A 23196-nucleotide genomic window follows, 5' to 3' on the forward strand; every position below is an offset into this window, starting at 1 on the left:
CTATGTGATGTTTTTCTAGTTCAAGTCCGTTTACTACTGGAAGAATATCCGGATGTTCACTCCAAAGTTTGTATACGAAGTCGCATAATTTTGCGAGGTGTATGGTTTCACAATGTTGGAATTATAGAATAATTGAATATTATATTGCTGGTTGATCACATAGTCCAGCGTTGGGTTAAAGCTAATACTTTTATTACCTGCCGAGATCTCTGCAGAGTTCAAATCTGAACGGTACACAATTGTTTTACGATCGTTGATTGCAACATCTAATTTGAAGTTTACATCATTGCTCCATTTCTTATCGCTGAACCAACCAAATGGCATACCGACATTACTCTTACGGTAGCCCATACCCAGCACAAATGAGTTTTCCGTCAACATTGACATTTGGCTATTTGCTAAGGTGAAGTTCATATTACGCATTCTCCGGAGCTCCGAGGTCGCTGATATGCTATTCGCGAAACGAATGTCCAATCCGATAAGGGGTACGAACTGATCGATAATAGATACTTGGTCGTACTGGAATTTTGGAAGGAAGTTGGCGTTTACATCGCGTTCCGAAGGCATACCATCATTTTCTTTGTATCGCAGAACTGAATTATAGCCTGTCACCGAGTACAAGGAGTTATATGCATGCGTAATGGCAAGGGACGTGATAAAATCTGTTAAGCCCAAAACATTCGCTAACCTGTTATAAGAAATACGCCAGTTTGGAAGCGGGAACTTAGGCATTTTATTTAATGAACTGCTGTTTACGTCTTTTCCTAAATATGTAGTAAGGAAAGAGTTGATAACCACATCTTGTTGTGCTTTACCATATCCATCCGCAAACATTTCATTATCAAAACCAACCGAGTTTAGATTACGTTCCGCTAAACGAGCCGAAATGGTTACTCTATTCTCTTCAAAAATGCGGAACAACTCGTTATGGTCTTTAAAAGCAGACTTAATAGCAATTTGCGTAATGCTATAGTTTCCGGTAGTATACGGCGTTACACTTTCGATGTTTCCGGTCACGGCATTATATTCTGTCGCGGCGGAGTAGTTGTAGTTATCGATACGCGAAGAGCTGAGGTCTATACGTAGTCCTTTAAACGGTTCTAGATTCGCAACAACGGAAATATTTTCCGCATATGTTTTAGTATACCGTTGATTTTGTAGGGTATCCATGGATATCCAACTGTTTTGTAAGGCTTTGTTTAAAATATTCGATTGGCTACCGAATATAAATCCAAATCCTGGTGCATTGTGATCAAAGTCTAGCCCCAATAAATTGGTCTTTGGTAAATACCCCGGCAAGAATTGTCCTTCGTTTTTCGTGTAAGCTCCGTTGATGGTGCGTACAGCAGATAACAATTGTGCAAGAATAGCTTTTGGTCCAGTCGAATTACTCCGTGTATTATCGCGGAAGAATTTGAACCTATTATACAAATTACTGAAGTTTAAGGTTGGATTAATCTGTATAGTTCGGTTGTTTTGAATGCTGTTACCGATGTTCATATCCTGGTTTTGAATCGCTAATAACGGTTCACTTTGCCAGTTGAATTGTGTTCCATAACGCGTCACGACATTCACCCACTCCAAATATGGAATCTTGTTTATAGGTAGCGTATAGGTTATGTTCATCATGTGATTATAATCCGTCGTTCTACCCATCTTCCAGAAGTTCGTCCACATGGTATCCTGCTTCAAGCCATCAATGCGTCCAACCGGTTCATCTATAATAGAGTAATTGGTCGCATTAAAATCTAGGCGTAGTGATTTTGTTAAGTCCCAACTGATACCATAAATACGACTCATATTGAAGTTTTTATTATAATATGTTGGTAATACGTTATCACTGCTATTGTCGCGCATGGTATTCTCATTGTAGACACGATTTACATCGATGCGGAAGTTAATGAGCGATGGCATCAAATTGAAACTGAAATCGCGGATGATGGCGAGGTTTCGATTTTTGATATTCTTGAATGGCTCAATAAACTTCACATTTGGATTACTGAAGTTGTAGTCTAACGCGGCACGGTATGTTTTTTGGATCGAGTTTGCCACGTTGTAATCGTAATGTCTATACGAACTGAAAGCATACGAAGCGCTAAAGTTTTCGATGTGCCAAGGACGTAAAGGACTGTCATTATCTGTTTTCAACTTACGGACGTTCATAAAGCTAAATGCTTTTCTGGTGGTCAGATCTTGAACTAAGCGCAGTAAACTATCTTTTCTATTGTTCGATAATGTTGCCAGCGCAGAATTAAGTTCAATATCGGGATTATAAGGGTCATACTCTGGTGTGCCCACTTGTCTCGAATAATTGAAGTAGAATGGGATACTGATACCATGACGTGGATGGAAGAATTTTCCAAACTCCGCATTTGTAGAGATGTCAAAGAACAGATCGTCCGAACGTTTACGTTGGTTCAGCGGTTGTGAAATGGCACCGAAACCGATAGTACTTTTTGTTCCTGTGAAAGAGATGTTTGCGAAATCAGCAAGTTTGACATCCATACGTGCTGTCGCTGCCCACCCTCCACGATCATCGAAATCTGTTAAGCGAAGCTCATTGAACCAAAACTCCCCAGACAGGTCGCGTCCGTCATCAAGTGGTGTACTGGTACTACTGCCTTTCAATGGGTTTTTTACCCCCAACATGTAGTAACGCACCTTACTGATATCCGGCGTACCGACGATCGTAATTTTATTATTGCCGTCAAAGTATTCAAAAGGAATATCGATTGGCCAAGGCGAACCGTTTAAGACTGCCGCATCACGTGCTATTTTAGCATCTTGTAGTTTCTTGATCTTAATCAACATCCGGTTCTCTTCTGGCCATATAATATCTGCTGAAGTTGTTCCAAATGGTGTAATCCGTAGCGGAAGATCGTACTCATAGTAGTTGTACTTGTCGTCTGTACCGACACGTATAAAAGCACGGAAATCACCATCGCGCAGGTTTTCTCCCTCCGCATGGATAAACATTTCTAAGTTACCGTATGGGCGGAAGTCATGACTCGTAGTGCGGTAAGCTCCACGACCATAGCCATCACGTAGATTTTTGACATCAATACTTAATGCTTGTTCGTTCAATTGAACATTGTAGTTGTTATTTCCCCAATCCACTTGTCTATTGATGCCTGGCGGAACGACATAAGGAATTGGACTTCTTGTTCCGTTTTCCTCGATATTTATGTTCGCAACATTGAACTCCGAATTATCGGAAGGAACTACGCCAAGCGTTGGATCGCTAATAACTTTATTCGCTACATTTTCGCCGTTGTACTTACGCCATTCACCACGGATAAATTGTAGTTTTCCTAAACGGACAACTGCCGTATCAGCGAAATTGGTCATAAACATACGTACGTAACGAATCGTCTTAAAGTCAGTTACATTACCAAATTTGCTGTCGTAGTCAGCAAGTGGAATACGGATTTTGTACCATTTAACTTGTTCTTTGTTACCATTTGCCAGCGTAACCTCCGAAATGACCTCATCTACAATATGATTGGTGCCCACGATCATATCCTGCGGACGGGTAGAGAACCGATACTGATAATACTCATCAATTTCGTTCATCGTGTTATCCCGATTTAAGTCTTCACCATCAGGGAGCAATGTGTTGGCTGATGTTTCAACACCAAAGTCAATGAGCGATTGTTCATTCGTACGGGAGTTCCCTTCTAATCCATTATAGTACTGGTAACGTTCCAAGATACCTGCCGCTTGTGTGTCGAAGATACTGGCTCTAAAATATTGGTAGTCATCAGATGAAGGATCGCTTTGCACTTTATTCATAGCAGCTGGCGACAGAATACCCTGTAATTGGGATAAGAAATTACCAAAGAAACTGGCTTCCTCTCGGTTGCTCAATCCATCCAGACCTACATCCTGTTTTAAGCGGTTGGCATTGTTGTTATCAAAGGCTTGTACGACCGGTTGATTTTTTACAACATATCCCCAGTTGGTTTGATCTATCTGTGAAAGGTCTGCCGTTAACGGAACGGCATTTTCAAGCGATTTACGACCGTCCTTTAAGATGTCCTCAGAGATGTTACCTAGGTTGAAGAAAATGTCACCACCCGCTTTATTTGTGTTGGTAAGCGTTGGGTCCATCATCCACATTTCTAAAAATTCTATATTTTCTGCTTCGAAGTCTGTTTGATCAAGTTTTCGGAAAATACCACCCCATTTTGTTTTCGGGCTGGTGAAGTGACCATCACTATTAATGCCCGTTGTACTATAGTTATACGGCCCCCGTAAGGTTGGGTAGAAAGCGAGGTTTAGCGTGTTGATAAAGATTGCTCCTCCGGTACGACTTTCTTTATACGGGAAGATCTCTTTTTCCAAAACTTCACGGACACGGTGATTCGAGAGTTCTTGGTTGTTGATCGTAGATGGTGTTAGCGAACTTCTGTTGTAAAAAATAGGGTCGATATTGTAATAAGCAAGAAGCGCTCTGTTGTAGCCATAACTAAGATCGTTCAACAAATTGGACTCGGCAAACATCCTCGGTGTACCCGATATCTGCCATGCGTTACGACCTAAAATATCGATGTATGAAACACTATTTTCAAAGTCATCTACATAGGTTGTTCCACGCTTGCTGTTGGCCGTATTCAATCCACTAGGATGTCCTGGAATAAGCTGTGCAAATTCCCCGTAGAACGAAATTTGAGATTCCTCTTTGGTACTTAAGAATGGCAATTTATCGACCATTCGCGTTAACCATCGGGACGGACTATTATAGCTGATGTCAGCTCCAATCATCGTGTTGGACATCGGCTCCTGACCGATGTTTACTTTTTCCGTCAATGGCTTCTCTGTCAGGTTCATAATGGTTGCGCCGACATTGATTTTTTCATTTACAGCATAATCAAAACGACCACCTAAGAGTGTTTTTTGTTGGAGACCAAACATCGCGTCATCTTCCATACTCACGGTTATTGGCGCGCCACTCATGACCATCGCCTCGTTCATTATACGTAAGGTTCCCAGTTCGTAATTGATGTAGAAATCTTTACCTTCCTCCAGGCGCATGCCACCCGCCATGACACGAACCGAGTTCGGACGGATATTAAAACCCTCTAGTTGAAACTCTGTGCCCGAAGTAGAACTGTAACGACCACGTAAGCTGAACCTGTTCTTATTCGGGAATTTTTGCTGTGCATCTACTTTGGTATGTGTATAGAGCTCTGGGAATGTATACTTTTCTTTTAATGTCGTTTCAAAGGATTCAAAGCGAGCGGCTAAATCTTTACCAAATGGTTCCACCACGGGGAAAATAATCTTTCCACGTTTAGCATCGATAGTCAGGCCTTCCATATAATCAAATAAACCGTCCGGGTTTGCGGCTTGGTTTTGATCCAGTCGATCCAGTGATAACAATTGTAACCAAGTCTTGCCAGCCGTATTTTGCCCTTCAAACATCGAAGGTCTGTTGGCGCCGGTTTCATCCTCCGTACGGTATATCTGCAGGAAGAAATTGTTATTCGAAATATTGTATGAATTTAACGAATAGATGTTCTTCATCATCAAATCCCATGTTGGCAATTCCGTCTTGAGGGTCGAAGCTTTCAAGAGTTTGGTATATAAGATGGTCGGATTAGAAGGAGTAACAGGGATATCTGTACTGAATTCACCCACTTGGTATTCAACACCATTCAAGATATAGCGGTAAGCAACCGATAAAACTTGATCTTGATTAAGGGGATGCAGCAAAGAGATATAGCCGAGTTTGCTATTTAAGAAGTAGTCCTTTCCTGCGATCAACTTACGGGCATATGTTAGTTTCTCGTAGTTATCGGTACCCCCAGTTGCGGCAAAGAAACTTTGCACAAAGGTACTGTTGGAAGGACGACCGTTATCACCCAATAATGTTTTTAAGTTATTCGATACATTGGGCGTGAGTTCTCCCGGGATACCGGTCGAGGGATTTCTAGCACTCCCCCGCGTGATCAGGCTATTATATGGCGTGTATTCACCAAGATCCATCAACGCCATGATATCGCGTGCTTCCTCGTAGTTATTCCCCCGGTTACTTAACCATACTTCGATTTGGGTGATATTGATCTGTGTATTTAAAATAGGCGCATTTGCCAGGGTATTGTTGTAGTTGTCACGAAAATATTGCCCCAAGAAATAGTGTTGGTTGGCTTCATAGTTATCTAGGGTGATATCAATCTCGCTGTCTTTTGAACCATTGGTTATGGTGAACTCTTTCTGTCGGGACCGTTGTTGCGAAACTAATCCGGTAAACATAAGTTTACCAAATTGTAATTGTGCTTTTACCCCAAACAGTGATTCGGATCCCGAAATCAGGGTACTATTCAAAGACATGTTAACATTACCAACTTCTAATCGGCGTAAGATAGCGTCATCCTTGGCCACATAGTCAAACCGAATCTGATTTTCAAAATCAAATTGGGCTCTAGAATTAAAGTTGGCATTAAGTTTTACGCGTTCTCCAATCTTACCGGATAAATTAAGATCAATATTTTGATCAAAATCAAATCCCCATTGCTTCCGCTGTATCTCATTGAACATCGGGTTTGCATTGGTATTGCGCTGTCCGCTTAATAAGATACTTGCGCTTCCGCGTGGAATAATTTCGATTGTGTTTCCACCGAATATTTTTTGAAATGTAGGACTGTTTACCTCAATGACAGGGATTAATCTTCGTTTCCGTTCCTCCATCATAGATTTATCGGCGAGCTCTTCCCAATAATTCTTTTTCAATCGTTTAAACTCATAGTCTTTGTATTCTTCCAAAGACATATAAATTGGTGGACGATACATTTTAGTCCCTAATTTTTCGCGTATGATATAACGTTGTGTTTCGGTATCGTAAACTACTTCGCGCTGAATATTATCGGGCGAGGTTAACGAAACTGGCGCATACGTCTTGGGTAAATTCAAGAAAGGGAAATCCTTGAAATGGTAAGGAACTTTGAGCGAATCCGCACCAGGAGTATTGGCAGGGGTTACCCTTTGGGCGTAACCAAAAGAGATGCCTAACAACAGAGTTAGACAAACACATGTTATATCAAATAGCTTTTTCAAAGGATATTCGCAAGTTAGTTAATCAATATTGATTAATTGATTACAAATATCAACCAATTTTTGTGAAAAAACAATGACATTATTTGCGTTATATACCTTTAATATGTTAAAATAGTTAAAAAACCTATCGTTGTAGTTGTTTTCTTACAGTTTTTTCAGCGCTAATTTGATCATTTCTTCCACCGTAAGGTCTGGATTTTCGAGGAGTAGACTATTCAAAACCTTCTCGGCTTGTGCCTTAACGAAGCCTAACATCACCAATGCGGCAAGTGCTTCTTCGCTAATAGATGGTTTACTGATTGGAAGACCCAAGAGCGTGCCTCCACCAAGTTTCTTAAGCTTATCTTGTAATTCTAAAATGAGGCGTTGGGCTGATTTTGGACCAATACCTTTAATCTTTTGGATGACACTGACATGTCCGCTGATAATAGCGGATTGAATCTCTTCCGGGGTAATAGAGGACAACATCATGCGTCCGGTATTGGGACCAATACCCGAAACGGAAATTAAGTGGTTAAATAATTCTCTTTCGGATTCGGATGCAAATCCGTACAAGGTTTGTGAATCTTCACGCACTTGAAAAGAAACATACAACTTACATTCTTCCTGCTCTTTGATTTGGGAAAATGTTGTCAGGGAGATATGGATGTGATAGCCAATCCCACCCACGTCTAATATAACGTGGGTAGGGGCTTTAAGTATTAATTTTCCGCGGAAATAATCGTACATTATTTTTGCTTTTCGTGTTCTTGAACATCAACTACAGCAATGGTAACCATGTTCACAATTTCTCGTACAGAACTATCTAATTGTAAAACGTGTACCGGCTTGTTCATGCCTAAAAGGATTGGACCTACCGCTTCCGCATTACCGACTTCTTGAAGTAGTTTATACGCTATGTTTCCAGATTCTAGATTAGGGAAAACCAACGTGTTTGCCGGTTCTCCATTTAGACAGCTGAATGGGAAGTTAGCTTTTAACATTTCACTATTCAAAGCAAAATTGGCTTGGATATCACCGTCAGCAATGATCTCAGGTGCTTTTTCGCGAAGTAATTTAGCTGTTTCACGTACTTTAGTCGCGACACGGCCATCGTTTGAACCAAAGTTTGAGTAGGATAATAAAGCAATTCTTGGTTTTATATTAAAACGACGGATCGCATTATCTAACAAGATCGTGATATCTGCAAGCTCTTCTGCTGTTGGGTCTTCATTAACCGTTGTATCTCCAAAGAAAATAGGTCCTTTTGAAGTCAACATCATATACATACCTGCGACTCTGCTATTTGGTTTGGCACCAATGACTTGTAAGGCTGGACGGATTGTTGCGCCGTAGTTTCTTGTTAATCCAGAAATTACTACATCAGCTTCGCCAAATTGTACCATGCTGGCCGCAAAATAGTTTCTGTCAGTCATGAGCTTTTTAGCGCCACTTTCAGAAATGCCACGACGTTGTCTTTTGGCATATAGATGTGCTGCAAATTTATTGAAACGCTCAGAACCTGCTTCCGCATGTGGATCGATAATCTCTACATTAGGTAACTCAAAATCGTACTCTTTGATTAAATCTTGGATTTTTTCGCGATTACCAAGTAAGATTGGGAACGCGATTTTTTCTTCCTTAACAATCTGTGCTGCACGCAATGTTTTATAATTGTCTGCTTCAGCAAAAACCACACGTTTCGGATTCTGTTTTGCTTTTCTTGTTAACGTACGCATAATACCATCATCTTTACCAAGACGTTTGCGTAAATCTTCTTTGTATGCATCCCAATCTGTAATTTCTTGACGTGCTACTCCTGATTCCATTGCTGCTTTCGCAACCGCGACAGAAACTTCTGTTATCAAGCGTGGATCTGTAGGTTTAGGGATAATATAGTCGTTTCCAAATTTAAGATTATTGGTGCTATAGGCCTGATTCACCTCTTCAGGTACAGGTTGTTTTGCTAGGGATGCCAACGCTCTTACTGCGGCGATTTTCATTGCCTCATTGATGCTCGTGGCACGGACATCCAAGGCGCCGCGGAAAATGTATGGGAAACCCAATACGTTGTTCACTTGGTTGGGGAAATCTGAACGACCTGTTCCCATGATGATATCAGTACGGGTAGCGATGGCTAAGTCGTAGGAAATCTCTGGATTCGGGTTCGCCATGGCAAGAACGATTGGTTTTGATGCCATGGACAACAACATTTCTGGTGTTAAAACGTCTGCCGCGGAAAGTCCGATAAAGACATCGGAATCTTTTACGGCATCTGCCAAGGTATATAAGTCACGGTCTGTTGCAAATTCAGCTTTTGTTTTATCTAAGTTTTCGCGATCCCGACGGATGACACCTTTACTATCGAGCATAACGATGTTTTCCTTTTTAGCTCCAACAGAGATATACATGGAAGTACATGAAATTGCTGCAGCACCGGCTCCATTCACAACGATTTTTACCTGGCTGATATCTTTACCCGTTAATTCGCATGCATTAATTAATGCTGCTCCCGAAATAATGGCTGTTCCATGTTGATCGTCATGCATAACAGGAATGTTCATTTCTGCTTTTAAACGACGTTCAATCTCGAAACATTCAGGTGCTTTGATGTCTTCCAGGTTGACACCTCCAAACGTAGGCTCTAATGCTTTTACGATATTGACAAATTCGTCAACGTTTTTGGTGTCTAGCTCGATGTCAAACACATCGATATCTGCAAAGATTTTAAATAATAATCCTTTACCTTCCATCACCGGTTTTCCGGCTTGTGCACCGATATCTCCAAGGCCAAGCACAGCTGTACCATTACTGATAACGGCAACTAGGTTTCCTTTAGATGTGTATTTGTATGCGTCTTCGCTGTTCGCTGCGATCGCCAAACATGGCTCTGCAACACCTGGCGAATAGGCTAATGATAAATCTCTTTGTGAGGTATGTGGTTTTGTTGGTACTACGGCAATCTTGCCCGGTCTGCCCATGGCATGGTAATCCAACGCTTCTTTTTTCTTGTTGTTACTGGTGTTATTACTCATTGTAATCTATTATATATATCTATACACAAATTTCGTGGCTACAAAACTATAATTTCAATTGTATATTAACTAATTTTTGCCATTATTTCAAAATGTCCAACAGGGTAAACATCGCTTGGCGCATATTGCTGGATCCTCCCGTATAGTTGTTGACTAATAAGCTAAAGGTAAACTCTTGTCCTGACTTATGTTTTTGATAGCCTGTATATCCTAAAACGCCTCCTATGGTACCACTTTTCATCGTCATATTATTATAGGTTGGTAGACTTCGTTTGAAATCCGAGAACCAAGCTCTGTTTTGCGCGTAGTTCATTATTTTACTCATGGCCTGTGTGGTAACTCTATTTTGAGGCGATAGACCTGAACCATCTTTTAGCTGCATCTGTGAAGTCGGTATACGAAGCTTTTGTTCCCAGTATTTAGCGACAAGGCGTGCAGCATCTTCTGTTTCTGTTTTGTTTCCGCTAATCGAACCAATCGTTTTAAGCAGTGCTTCGCCGTAAAGATTGATGCTTTTTTGGTTGAACCAGTGCACAATCTCTTTCAATGGAGGTGACTGATGTGTATCTAGCAATGTTTTTGTGTTTTGGAGCTGCTCGCCCTCATTGAGCAGTCGTTTAGCAGTCGTAGGTAGGCAGATGCTATCCACGACGATCATGTTTCTTTCTAGCGTGCGGTAAAGTTGTTGTGCTAAATCATAGGCCGGGTCGGGAACTGATATTTCAATAGTTTTATTCAAGTCTTTGCCGTAGGTTCCGCGGACATATACGACTGTGGAGTAAGGCGCGGAATAGGCGTAGACATTATCTCCGGTGCCGTTGTTGCCAGTTGTTACTTCATTGATGATTTTTAAGTCGTAGAGTTCGGAGGAAGCCAGTTCGAATGGGGCTGGTTTTCCGATGGCGCCTGGTTTAAAAATTAACCCAGCTTTGTTTTCACGCCAGTTTAACCCCGACACGCCGGCGCCGTAATAATTTCCCATATCTCCCCAGTTCCAGCCGCCAGGCATATCCATACCATTAAAGGAAAGATCATCTCCGATAATGCGTCCTTGTATAGCAGTAATACCTGCATTACGAATATGATACAACCATTTATTCAGAAGAGTTTCCGCTTTTGTTTCAGGATAGCGGTCACTACCTAGGGTAGGATCGCCCGATCCTTGTATAATCACATCACCGGTAAGGACGCCAAGGCTATCGATGGATCCTGTGTAATACAGCTGTGTTTTATACTTGTATTCGGGTCCGAGAATATCGAGTGCCGTTATGGAAGTGATAACTTTTAATGTAGATGCCGTCGGTAATCCCGTTGTGCTGTTGTTTTCAAAGATTACCTGTCCTGATTTACTATCCAGCACGGTTAAGGATGCAATGCCATTTGGAATGTTACCACTGTTAATAAAACGTTGGTAAGCTTGGCTTATATCTTGTTTTAGGTCTTGTGCTTTTGCTGTGTAAGCGGTCGTAATAAAGGCCAGTCCTAAGCCCATTATAAGCCATTTTTTTTTCATGTTTTTCGTTCTCTACAGGGCCTTTCTTATAAGCGAACATATCCGTCCATCGGAGTAAGGCACATTTGATGTAAAAACAAACTTAGTTAATTTTACTTACAAAGGCTCGCTAATTTGCGTATTGAAGATGTAAAATTATCGTATCAGATTTGGGCTACTTATGGGTTTTACAGCTTATTTTTTTACCTTGCGCAGGTATCAGTATATTTCTTGAAATGACACATGTAGAAAAGTTAAGTGCCCTACGGGCCGCGATGAAGGCAAAGGGAATTGATGGTTACATCATACCTTCTTCAGATCCACATATAAGCGAGTACCTCCCCGATAGATATAAATGTATAGCATGGACATCTGGTTTTACAGGGTCCGCAGGAACGTTGGCCATTACGCAAGATTTTGCGGGCTTATGGACAGATTCTCGTTATTTTGTGCAGGCTGTGGATCAACTTGCCGATACGGGTTTTGAATTGGTCAAACTGAAAGTTCAAGGTGCCGCCGAGTATGCCGACTGGTTAGCAAAGAAATTGCCAGCAGGGGCGACAGTTGCGTTTGACGGAAACTTAGCGTCGGTTGCATTGGCGCAAGCCGTAAAGGATATGCTAACTCCTGTAGGGATAGTTGTTGATGGACATACGGACCTACTGGATGCTATTTGGGAAGGTCGACCAACATTACCCACAGAAAAAGCTTACTTATTAGACCTCGCGGCAACAGGTGCATCGACCAAAACTAAATTGGATCAAGTAAAGGAGGTCTTAAAAGCGAAGCGTGCCGATGCGCATCTAATTTCTTCACTCGATGATTTGGCTTGGGTTTTAAATATAAGAGGGCGTGATGTAAAATGTAACCCGGTTGTATTAGGTTTTCTTTTGATAGAAGGAACGCAACAAACACTTTTTATTGATCCGATTAAATTGGATGCGTCCGATGTTGAGAGCCTTAAAGCTGCAGAGGTAGCTATTAAACCTTACAGTGAAGCGTTTACGGCAATCAAATCCATAAAGGCGAAGCAGATCTTGCTTGATCCTAAAAGAACCTGTTTTGCTATGTTCGATGCGGTGCCAGACTCAGCTACCATTGTTGAGGCCATGAATCCATCGACTTTATTGAAAGCTGTGAAAAATGATGTAGAGCTTGCTCACACCAGAAATGCAATGGTGAAGGACGGCGTGGCTATGACGAAATTTTTTAAATGGGTGGAAGAGCAGGTGGCCACAGGAGAATTGACAGAAATGTCTATTGCCGATAAATTACAGGCTTTACGTGCCGAAGGGGATGCATTTGTGGATATTTCCTTTGATACTATCGCCGGTTATTTAGAACATGGAGCATTACCACACTATAAGGCGACAGAAGATAGTGACGCGAAGTTAAAACCCACAGGTTTACTCTTAGTTGATTCAGGAGGACAGTATTTAGATGGGACAACGGATATTACACGCGTGATTTCGTTGGGAAATATCACACCTAATGAGAAGGAAGATTATACGATTGTCTTGAAGGGTACGATTGAAGGATCGATGGCTGTGTTTCCACGGGGAACACGTGGTTACCAGATCGACGCCATTACACGTAGGCCTATCTGGGAAACGCTTCGTAATTATGGCCATGGAACGGGGCATGGCGTGGGCTTTTTCCTGAATGTACATGAAGGACCACATACCTTTAACCCATCAAATGTCGATATCCCCGTAGAAGTCGGCATGATTAGTTCTATTGAACCAGGCCTATACCGCGAGGGGCAATACGGTATCCGTATCGAAAATCTCGTACATAGCAAGGTTCTAACGCAGAATGAATTTGGTGAGTTTATGGACTTTGAAACACTCACGATTTGTTATATTGCAACAGACTTGGTCGAAAAGACCCTTTTAGATCAAAAACATATTGATTGGCTAAATAAGTACAACGCGTGGGTGTTTGAGAAATTAGCGCCGCATTTGGATGTCGAAACACAAAAGTGGTTACAAGAGAAAACAAAATCTATCTAGTTTAATAAATCACAGTAGTCTAGAACGGGGAGTTGCATGAATGCGATTCCCCGTTTTTTGTTTCAGGATAACTCGGCACAGGTCGAAAGTCGTTGGAGAAGCATAAAAAAAGACCTCCAATGCTTTATTCTTTTCTTAAAAGACATTATCCCTATGTTATTTTTTGTTAATCGTTCTGTTAGTGCTTCAAAAGATGCGTTCAACGTCTTTAGATGCAATATTCTTATGTCCAACGTGTTACCGAAAAGAGGTGTTATTTTTTCTTTATTTTATTGCCAAACAATAGTTTTTGTCATTAAAATGTGACAAAAATCACATCATATAATGCTTCCGCTACAAACTTTGTGTGAGAAAAATTGTTCATCTTTACGATGTGAGTATTACATATAAGTAGGGGTTAATTGTTGTGTTATGAAAAATTGTTTATTGACATTTGCTTTTTTTATCTGTTTTCAGATGCTTAGTGCACAGAATGCGGTGCGACTTAATATTGTTTTAAATCACGTGCAAAATTTGACGGTTAATGCTAGTCAGGAGACAACAACTTTAACTTACAATACCGTTGAGGATTATGCAAATGGTGTGGCAGTCGTACAAAAAGAACATCTTAATGTTTTTAGTACAAGTCCGTATGTTGTTAAAGTTCGTGTTGTAAATGAGGAGTTTATAAAAAATGGAGGTGAGCCGGGGACAGGAATGTTACAACCTAACGTGAGCGTTTTAGCTGCTCCAGCAGCGCAGCCGGATGGGGTAGTGACAGAAGGAAGAATATTATCTTTAGAAGAAAGAGCAATCATAACGGGCGATAATCCGGCATTTGATAATAAATTTGATGTGACCTATAAAGGTCCTGGTGGCAACGAGCTGATAAAGTATAGTGAATTTGGGAAAGTGAATACGTTTACAAATGTTGTCTTATACAGTATCGAAGCGAAGTAAAATATAAGCCTTGACTACCTACAGTTGAGGCTTTTTTATGATAAAATTATTCCTCTCTATTTACGACGTAGCGCTTGCGCTACATTTTTTTTGATAGTTGTTTTTTTTGCTGTTGTCAGCAAAAAGTCAAAAACAAGTCCTATTACTTTTAAACGCCATTATTTCAAAATCGACCTGCGTGTTTGAACATGTTTTTATATTTGCGTGTCCTTTTTTTATATTTTTTGAATGGGGGTAATGGATACTTTTGTCCCGTTAGTTAAAAACAAGATGAACGTAATTGTTTTAAAGAAAATGAAAAAAGGATTTATTTTGGCAGCTGTAGCCTGCCTAGCAGTTTTAGGAGCAAATGCTCAATCTAAACAAGTAAAAGTAAACGTGGTATTGAACCCAGCTTTGTCTATCGAAGTAAATGACGGTTCTCTAGATCAAGGTCAAACTGGTCTTGCAGAGAATGGTGCTGTCAACTTAATCTATAACACTGCTACGGACTATACTACGGGTGTTAACAAGCAAGTAAACGATCACTTGAAAGTTACTGCAGTTGGTACAGGTTACAAAGTTTATGCTAAAGCTTCGAGCAACGTATTGACAAGAAATGGTGGTGACGGCGATCAAGCTGCTGCTACAATGGCAGGTGAAATTGTTTCTGTTAAAGTTGGTACAGGTAGTTCATTTGATGTAGCTACTTTATACAGCGATCGCGCAGCGAACAGCGGTAAAGGTAAAGATATCTTTGCTTCAGGTAACTCAAACTCATCAGCATCAGTGGTAGCACAGCCATTAAATGTATTATACGCTGCTAGAGCGTTGAACTCTACAGAAGTACAAAACTTCTTAGGAAAGAACAACAAAACTGGTGCGAGATATACAGTAGACGTAGTTTACGATATCTTAGCTGACTAATTACGCACTTAATTAGTCTAAAGTATAAGAAAAGCAAGTGTGAATAACACTTGCTTTTTTTTCTGAATTTGAAATTCTTTATTTGCTTGGTTTTGTTGTTAAATTGAGCACGGTGTTAAGCGTTCCGTTTTCTATCTTTGTATAGAAGTTTTCCTGCAAATAGCAGGAAGAAACGTTTATTCACTAGTTGCGACAACACAACAATATTTTATGAAAAAGATAGCTACCGTTTTATTTTTTCTTCTGATTTCTCTTTCAACTTTTGCACAAACAGGGTTAAGTGTGGGGCCGCCACGTCTTTATTTCGTGAGCAATTCTGGACAAAATCAAAGCTTAAGTGTTGAAGTGACTAATCCAAGTAAGGATTATACATTGGAGCTTGCTGCTTCGATGGAGGATTGGGAGTATAATGAATATGGTGATAATATCCTGAAGCCTAAAGGGACGTTAAAAACGAGCTGTGCCAACTGGGTTTCTGTTTCAGAACCATTTTTTGCGCTCAAGCCGGGAGAAAGTAAACGGTTACAAGTAAACATTATGGTACCACCAAATGTGGTCTATCAAGATTCTTTACCCGTACACACGGCGATGCTGTTTATCTCTCAGTTGAACCCGAAGGAGGGAAATCAAAGAGAAGGAGCTAATATTCGTATTGCCGTTCGGTCGGGAGTGAAGATCTACCACCGTTTTACAGGGATGGATAAACCTGATTTGGAAATAACCGACTTCAAGTATCTAGCCCCTGATAGTGTCAATAAGTATATCGAACTTTCGTATGATGTCACTGGAAATGTGTGGTTGGAAGGACAAATGCGCGTGGAGTTCATAAACCAAGAAACAGGTAAGAAAACATTATTGGATAATTTGGCCTTTTATGCGCTTCCGGGAGATCATCGCAAGCAGTATGTTCAAGTCCCAAAAGATTTAGCGAAAGGTAATTATGTAGCCTCAGCTATGTTGTTCTATGGCAATCAACAACAAGTTAAAGCTGCAGAATTGGAGTTTAAACATGAAGTATCTGAATAAAATAATCGTTGTATTTGCTGTTTGTTGGTTACAGGTATTATCTTGTGCCTATGGGCAGTTACGTTTTTTAGGTCACAGTAATAACTACCTACAGGTTACTTCTTACCTTGGAAAGGATGGAGGTGAGCGCTTTAATACTTTTCAGTTTGACCTGTTAAGCAAAGGGATCGATATTAAGAAATGGTCGTTATCTGTTCGTTTGGATGGTGCTATTACCATTGTGGACGGTGGGCCCAGTAAAAGTGGGGAAGTTTTTCCGCTCGACAAATTAACGTTCCGTTGGACAACAGATAACAATAATGCGCAGATGAATCTGCAAAGTTTTGGGATGAACCTGAACGAAGTCTTTTTGCAAAAAAATGCTGAAATTATGTTGGTTGATCAGGCAAAAGCACCATTTTCTTCATACAATAAGGATTATACACAGGTCTTTTTATACAGCTCGATCAAAGTTACGCAAGGGAAATATTTGGAACGCTACCAGAGCGGTGTGAATCAATGGACACATATTAAGTATCGAATACCGATGCTTTACACCTTGTATGACGAAAATAGAAAAATTATCGGTACAGCGCCTTTAGTATATGATTTACATATCTATCCGAATCTTACAGATGGTAATTTGGTGGATGTAACACCAGACTATGGTTTGGAAATTGGTACCGAGGCTAGTAATGCCACGCTCCGTTTCCAATCGGCAAGAGATTACCTCGATGGGGTTTCTTTGTTGTTGGAAAATGCAGTGAAGGTCAATGCCAAGAGTAATTTTGAACTGCAGGTCAAATCTGTGGACAGTGAGCTAAATTCGTCGACTAGTGGTAGTTTGCCGTTAAACGTGTTAAGTACAAAATTAACCGCTGGGACGGGGGCAAAAACAATTCTTGCCAACCCGGTGCTAACGCTTTCTACAAATCCACAAATGCTATTGTCGGGTACATCCACAAATAAAGAGAATATTCAATACTTTAACCTAAACTATAAAGCTAAGCTTTCACAATCGCAAATTGTATCCGTTAAACCGGGTGATTATGCGGTTTCGTTGGTTTATTCATTGATCCCAAAGTAGGAGATATCCACACGTATGCGGTTTTCTTTTTACCTTTTTTTATTTTTTGTTGTTTTCGTGACTCCAAAGGACGGAGTGGCGCAATCGACGGTGACCTTAACGGTCGATTCTGTACTGCAGTTGCAAGCAGGCTTAAGTGCCTTGGATGTCGAGATGCAGAATAATAGTACGACTGATTTTACAGGACGTATTGAATTACAATTGCCGAATGGTCTCGTGTCTATCCAAGATACGCGACAAGCTGTGCTTATTAGTGCCGGCAAGAAGCGCTTCCTATCCTTGAAATTTCGAAGTTCAATGTTATCGGCATTGAAAGATAAGTTTTTCACTGTGCGTTTGATGAATGAGGCTGGTAATGTGGTTTCTGAAAAACGTATCCATATTAGTGTTCCAGAGAAAAGATCCGTTGTTTTACTTGACAACACGCCGCTCCAATATTTGCGACAGGTAGGAGACTCCGTTTCTGTCAAGCTCCGGGTTTTTAATAATGGAACCACAGATGAAGATGTTAATATTCTTTTTTCTTCACCAGACCGTCTCGGGGATCGTAATTTTAAAGCGCTCGCGATTTCCCTGCCTGCCGGTAAGGATTCGCTCTTAAGCTATAGTTTTGCCATTGAAAAGTACATGATGTCGCTCGCTCAATATACTATTCGAGTAAGTGGTATATACAGCAATAGTGATGTCTTCGGAAATGTAGGTGTCTTGTTCTCCAATGTCTCTTCGAACCGAGATTACCAGAAGATGTTTAGCATGGATAACAGTAATCCTATCTATTCCAATAACTATATTGATTTACAGCTTAACAATTTTTTAGATGATCGAAGTATGTACTACCTACGGTCGGAAGGTGGATACCGTTTAGCTGATGGTAAGTTGCGGTACGCTCTTAATGTCAACCAGTTTGGAGACTTCAATAGCAATCCAAATATCAACAGTACGTTCATCGAGTTTGAAAAAGGAAATTACCAGCTGACGGCCGGAAATATTCAAGAAAATCTAGAGGCTGCGATTTATGGACGAGGGGGGAAAGTTACGGTGTGGAATGATGTGCGAACGAATGAGTTTTCGGCTGGTATTGTAGAGAAATCTAATGATTTGTTAGGTTTTTATAGTAAGGATAATCCTGGTTTTACTGTATTTTCTCGCTTCTTTTCTGGGAAGCAGGAGAATGGTCGCAAGATTTATGATGGTCAGATTTTCTTTGATAAGAATGGTTTGGATAGTACGGAAAGCATACTTTTTGGTAATACATTTGATTTGTTGCCTGCCGACTATGATAAAGATATGCGGTTGACAGGCTTTGTTGCAGGCGGATTGCACCACTTTTACGGACGACAAAGCGGAATTGATGAGTTTCGTCCTTCTGGAGCTTTTGGTGTAAAACTGAATGGTAACAGGTCTAAATGGAATTATACGAGTGATAATTTTTATAGCACGGCATATTATCCGGGAAATAGGAGAGGTGCCATACAGCTAATGCAGCGTGTCGGACGTCAAATTAATAAGTACTACTATAATCTTGGGTATTTTTACTCGGAGTTTTCGCCGAAGTATTTACATCATAACTTTGAATCGTTTTCTAATAGCACGTCTAAGTTCGATTTAAATGTTAGTTTGCCATTTTCTAGTTTTCTAGCGCTGAACGTGCAACCGTCCTTTAATCAGGAAAAGGGTGCTTATTGGTTAGATAGTAAACCGGTAGAGCTTTCTATACGTGCATGGCAAATGATGATGACCGCAAATATGCGTTCGAAAAATTACAAACATAATATTTTCTTGACTACCGAAAGTGGGTTGATATCGGTAGCAGATCGTTTGGGGAATACATATGCTTTTCGTGGTAATTTTTCCTATAATTATAATATGTTGACCGTGTTTGGGAATTACCAACATGGTGCCTTTCAGGCTTATGAGCTGTTGAATAGCGAATTAATGGGAAGAGCCGTGGGGGATCGTTTCTCCTTCGGTAGTTCCTATGCGGGCTTATTGTTTCAAAAGAAGTTGTCTTGGTCGGCGAATGCATCCATTAATATGACGACTAATTTTGGTAATACGTATGCCGGTAATTTTAATGCGACGTATAAGGTGCTTAAGAATACCATGCTGACGGCGACATATCAATATAGTTATACGAAGGCTATGAGTGGTTACGACTATACGTTTACCAATCTACGAGCCGGAATTCGTCAGAATCTAAAAGGACAAAGCTTGGATCGTCCTGTTGTTAAATCAGGAAATTTAGACATCTTTTGTTTCTATGATAATAACAATAATGGGGTATTTGATGCCGGTGAAGCTGTGGCAGCGAATTATAATTTTATGGTTAAGAATGTCTTGTTTGTAACCGATAAGAAAGGAAAAGCTACTTTTAAAAGAATGCCATATGGTGATCATACGTTATTTTTTCCAATGCGCGATGGTTACCAAGCAATTACCAAACTAGTAGAGATTGGTTCCGGAACGTCTTATGTGGATATTGCGTTACAGAAGGTTGGGTTTGTAAAGGGGGCGATTAAAATAGATTTTGATGCTAATTTAAGCGTTGAGGCAAATTTGAATCTTGACGGTTATCGTGTTATTGCGGAGAATAAAGAAGGTGGCATATTTGAAACAAAAACGACAGAAACGGGAGGTTTCTCCTTTAACTTACCAAAAGGAACGTATATTTTCTATATCGATACCGAATCAATCCCGACGAATATTAGTATAGATAGCAATCAACAATCTGGAACGGTAGAAGTAGAGCAGACGATTTTATTGGATTCTTTTATTCTGAAAGTGAAAGAGAGAAAAGTGGAAGTGAAGCGTTTTGGATCGCGTTAAGTGGTTTTGTGCGTCCTTTCATAAAAATTATCGTCGCAGAATTGATGTCAGGAAATAATTTCTTAACTTTGCTAACGTATGGATGATCCCGCACAGCTGTCCGAATATGGTAAGATACTATTAATAGCTATAGTAGGTATTGTATTGGTGTGTGGAACCATCTTCCTTGCGAAGTTTATCTCTCCTAAGAAACCAAGCCCCGAGAAGTCTAGTACGTATGAATGTGGTGAAGAAGCAATTGGAACAGGCTGGGTACAAATCAATCCGCGCTTTTATGTTATAGCCTTGGTATTTCTACTGTTCGATGTGGAATTGATTTTTATCTTTCCGTGGGCGACTGTCTTTGGTAATGCAGAGTTTATCGGACAAGATAATCGTTGGGGGTGGTTTACACTACTGGAGATGGCCATTTTTATTGGTATTCTGGTCATTGGTCTTATTTATGTTTGGAAACGTGGCGACATCGCGTGGATAAAGCCGACGTTGAAGCGACCTGTTGTTGAAACAGGTATTCCTGCTGCTGTTTATGAGACATTAAACAACAAAGAATACGTTGTTCGTGATTTTAAGGAAACGGTTGAAACGACGGTGAAAGAGACTATTCCTGTGGCAGCACCCGCAAATTTAGGATTCCGTCCAAAGTTCAAGAAACCTAACGCTTAACCTATGAATAATCTAGCAGGTCAACAAGAAAGTGGAGGTGTTATTATCGCCAAAATGGACGATTTACTGAATTGGGCACGGTTGTCATCCATGTGGCCGGTTAGTTTTGGTATTGCTTGTTGCGCTATTGAGATGATGGGAGCAATGGCAGCTACCTACGATTTGGATCGTTTCGGTGTATTCCCAAGGCCCTCACCGCGTCAGTCGGATGTGATGATCATAGCCGGTACGGTTACCTTTAAGATGGCAGATCGTATTAAAAAGTTATATGATCAGATGCCCGAACCAAAATATGTTATCTCTATGGGCTCGTGCTCAAATTGCGGTGGTCCTTATTGGCAGCATGGCTACCATGTGGTGAAAGGTGTGGATAAGATTATACCAGTGGATGTGTATGTTCAGGGGTGTCCACCACGTCCGGAAGCTTTAATTGGAGCTTTCCTGGAATTACAAAAGAAAATAGAAACAGAAAATATACTTCAGGATCAATTTTTTCCTGAAAACGCTTAATATACATAAATTAAATTATGGCAAAGGACTTTTATGGTGAGTTACAATTAGGGATTCTAGGTGGTGGACAGCTTGGGCGGATGCTCATTCAGGAAGCTATTAACTACAATGTGAATGTGCATGTATTAGATCCAGATAAAAATGCACCGTGCCGGAAATTGTGTAATCGTTTTGAGACTGGTTCGCTTTCGGACTTTGAAACAGTTTATAATTTCGGAAAAGACCTCGACATGATTACTATTGAGATTGAAAAGGTAAATGTTGATGCATTGGAGAAATTGGAAGAGGAAGGTGTTATTGTCTATCCGCAATCTCGTGTTATCCGATTAATTCAAGATAAGGGCTTGCAGAAGCAGTTTTTTAAACAAAACGATATTCCGACGGCGCCTTTTCAATTAATTTCAACAAAAGAGAATCTTTACGAAACACAAATCGCATTTCCCTATATGCAAAAGCTTCGTCGGGATGGGTATGATGGAAAAGGGGTTAAACGTATCCAAAGTACGCAAGATATAGAATCTGCTTTTGAGGCGCCCTCGCTGATTGAGGAGCTTATTGATTTTGATAAAGAAATTGCTGTTATCGTCGCGCGTAACGATCGGGGAGAGGTGGCGACTTATCCATTAGTGGAGATGGAGTTTAATCCGGAAGCTAATTTGGTCGAGTTCCTGATTTCGCCATCGATCTTGAGTTTTGAAATTCAGGTACAGGCTGAAGAGATCGCAAAGAAAATTGCGAACGATTTACAGATTGTTGGTTTATTGGCTGTCGAGATGTTTTTGACTAAAGATGGTCAGATATTAGTTAATGAATTGGCGCCTCGCCCACATAATAGTGGCCATCATTCTATCGAGGGAAATGTGACGTCACAATTTGCACAGCATTTGCGTGCTATTTTTAATTTGCCTTTAGGTAGTACCGCGGCGCGTTCTAATGCTGTTATGATCAATCTACTCGGAGAAGCGAAGTACGAAGGGTTAGCGAAATATGACGGCGTAGAGGAAGTGTTGGCGATTGAAGGTGTATTTGTACATTTGTATGGTAAGAAATATACTAAACCGTTCCGCAAGATGGGACATGTGTGTATTGTGAATGATGATCGTGACTTGGCTATCAAGAATGCGCGGTTAGTACAGGAAATATTAAAGGTAAAAGCATAAATATGAGTCAAGAGAATAAAGCATTAGTAGGTATTATCATGGGAAGCAAATCTGATCTTCCAGTAATGCAGGATGCGATTGATGTGTTAAAAGTTTTAAATGTACCGTTTGAAGTCACGATTGTTTCGGCACATCGTACGCCACAGCGCATGTTCGACTACGCTACTACGGCTGCAGACCGCGGTTTGAAAGTTATTGTTGCAGGGGCAGGTGGTGCGGCGCATTTGCCAGGTATGGTCGCTTCGATAACACATTTACCGGTGATTGGAGTACCCGTAAAATCTTCTAATTCTATTGACGGATGGGATTCCGTGCTTTCTATATTACAGATGCCAAATGGGATTCCGGTAGCTACGGTGGCACTTAATGCTGCAAAAAATGCAGGTATTTTAGCGGCACAGATTATTGGGACAGCAGATAACACTATTGCGCAGAACATAATTGCCTTTAAAAAGGAATTGAAAGATAAGGTGGAAGAGACTGCTGCGGAAGTGGAAGGAATGACTTTCTAATTAAAACAAAATAT

14 protein-coding genes are annotated in these 23196 nt (G+C 40.6%); 10 read left to right on the top strand and 4 right to left on the bottom strand.

The window, feature by feature from the left end:
* Positions 1–33: 33 nt before the first annotated feature.
* The 4 genes from sov to dacB form a co-directional block, all read right to left on the bottom strand.
* Positions 34–7056, bottom strand: coding sequence for a T9SS outer membrane translocon Sov/SprA (gene sov / locus E2P86_RS02445; protein WP_134430494.1), 7023 nt, complete (start codon positions 7054–7056; stop codon positions 34–36).
* 144 nt (positions 7057–7200) lie between these two features.
* Positions 7201–7785, bottom strand: coding sequence for a Holliday junction branch migration protein RuvA (gene ruvA / locus E2P86_RS02450; protein WP_085472299.1), 585 nt, complete (start codon positions 7783–7785; stop codon positions 7201–7203).
* Positions 7785–10070, bottom strand: coding sequence for an NADP-dependent malic enzyme (locus E2P86_RS02455; RefSeq protein WP_085472298.1), 2286 nt, complete (start codon positions 10068–10070; stop codon positions 7785–7787). Before E2P86_RS02455 ends, ruvA begins: the two co-directional genes overlap by 1 nt.
* A gap of 82 nt (positions 10071–10152) precedes the next feature.
* On the bottom strand, positions 10153–11583 hold the full coding sequence (gene dacB, locus E2P86_RS02460; protein WP_240775561.1) for a D-alanyl-D-alanine carboxypeptidase/D-alanyl-D-alanine endopeptidase: 1431 nt from the start codon (positions 11581–11583) through the stop codon (positions 10153–10155).
* Between the two features lie 215 nt (positions 11584–11798).
* Between dacB and E2P86_RS02465 the strand changes: the two genes are divergently transcribed.
* The 10 genes from E2P86_RS02465 to purE all read left to right on the top strand — a co-directional run bounded on the left by E2P86_RS02465 (position 11799) and on the right by purE (position 23182).
* Entirely contained in the window at positions 11799–13574 is a 1776-nt protein-coding gene (locus tag E2P86_RS02465) for an aminopeptidase P family protein (protein ID WP_085472297.1), read from the top strand.
* 411 nt (positions 13575–13985) lie between these two features.
* Complete coding sequence (locus E2P86_RS02470) at positions 13986–14513, top strand: hypothetical protein (RefSeq protein ID WP_134430498.1); 528 nt, start codon at positions 13986–13988, stop codon at positions 14511–14513.
* Between the two features lie 270 nt (positions 14514–14783).
* Positions 14784–15419 carry a hypothetical protein gene (locus E2P86_RS02475; RefSeq protein WP_134430501.1) on the top strand — a complete coding sequence of 212 codons (636 nt, stop codon included), beginning with the start codon at positions 14784–14786 and terminating at the stop codon, positions 15417–15419.
* 210 nt (positions 15420–15629) lie between these two features.
* Complete coding sequence (locus tag E2P86_RS02480) at positions 15630–16445, top strand: fimbrial biogenesis chaperone (RefSeq protein WP_134430504.1); 816 nt, start codon at positions 15630–15632, stop codon at positions 16443–16445.
* Positions 16429–17511, top strand: a complete 1083-nt coding sequence (locus E2P86_RS02485) for a hypothetical protein (RefSeq protein ID WP_085472292.1) — start codon at positions 16429–16431, stop codon at positions 17509–17511. Before E2P86_RS02480 ends, E2P86_RS02485 begins: the two co-directional genes overlap by 17 nt.
* A 57-nt stretch (positions 17512–17568) precedes the next feature.
* Positions 17569–20337 (top strand): hypothetical protein, encoded by a 2769-nt coding sequence (locus E2P86_RS02490; protein ID WP_134430508.1) that lies wholly within the window; start codon positions 17569–17571, stop codon positions 20335–20337.
* A 78-nt stretch (positions 20338–20415) separates the two neighbouring features.
* Entirely contained in the window at positions 20416–21000 is a 585-nt protein-coding gene (locus E2P86_RS02495; protein ID WP_085472290.1) for an NADH-quinone oxidoreductase subunit A, read from the top strand.
* A gap of 3 nt (positions 21001–21003) precedes the next feature.
* A complete protein-coding gene (locus E2P86_RS02500; protein WP_085472289.1) occupies positions 21004–21510 on the top strand; it encodes an NADH-quinone oxidoreductase subunit B in 507 nt (168 codons plus the stop codon).
* Between the two features lie 17 nt (positions 21511–21527).
* On the top strand, positions 21528–22670 hold the full coding sequence (locus E2P86_RS02505; RefSeq protein WP_085472288.1) for a 5-(carboxyamino)imidazole ribonucleotide synthase: 1143 nt from the start codon (positions 21528–21530) through the stop codon (positions 22668–22670).
* A 2-nt stretch (positions 22671–22672) separates the two neighbouring features.
* Complete coding sequence (gene purE / locus E2P86_RS02510) at positions 22673–23182, top strand: 5-(carboxyamino)imidazole ribonucleotide mutase (RefSeq protein WP_085472287.1); 510 nt, start codon at positions 22673–22675, stop codon at positions 23180–23182.
* The last annotated feature ends 14 nt before the right edge of the window (positions 23183–23196 follow it).

Source organism: Sphingobacterium psychroaquaticum, assembly GCF_004421025.1.
Taxonomy (GTDB): Bacteria; Bacteroidota; Bacteroidia; order Sphingobacteriales; family Sphingobacteriaceae; genus Sphingobacterium; species Sphingobacterium psychroaquaticum.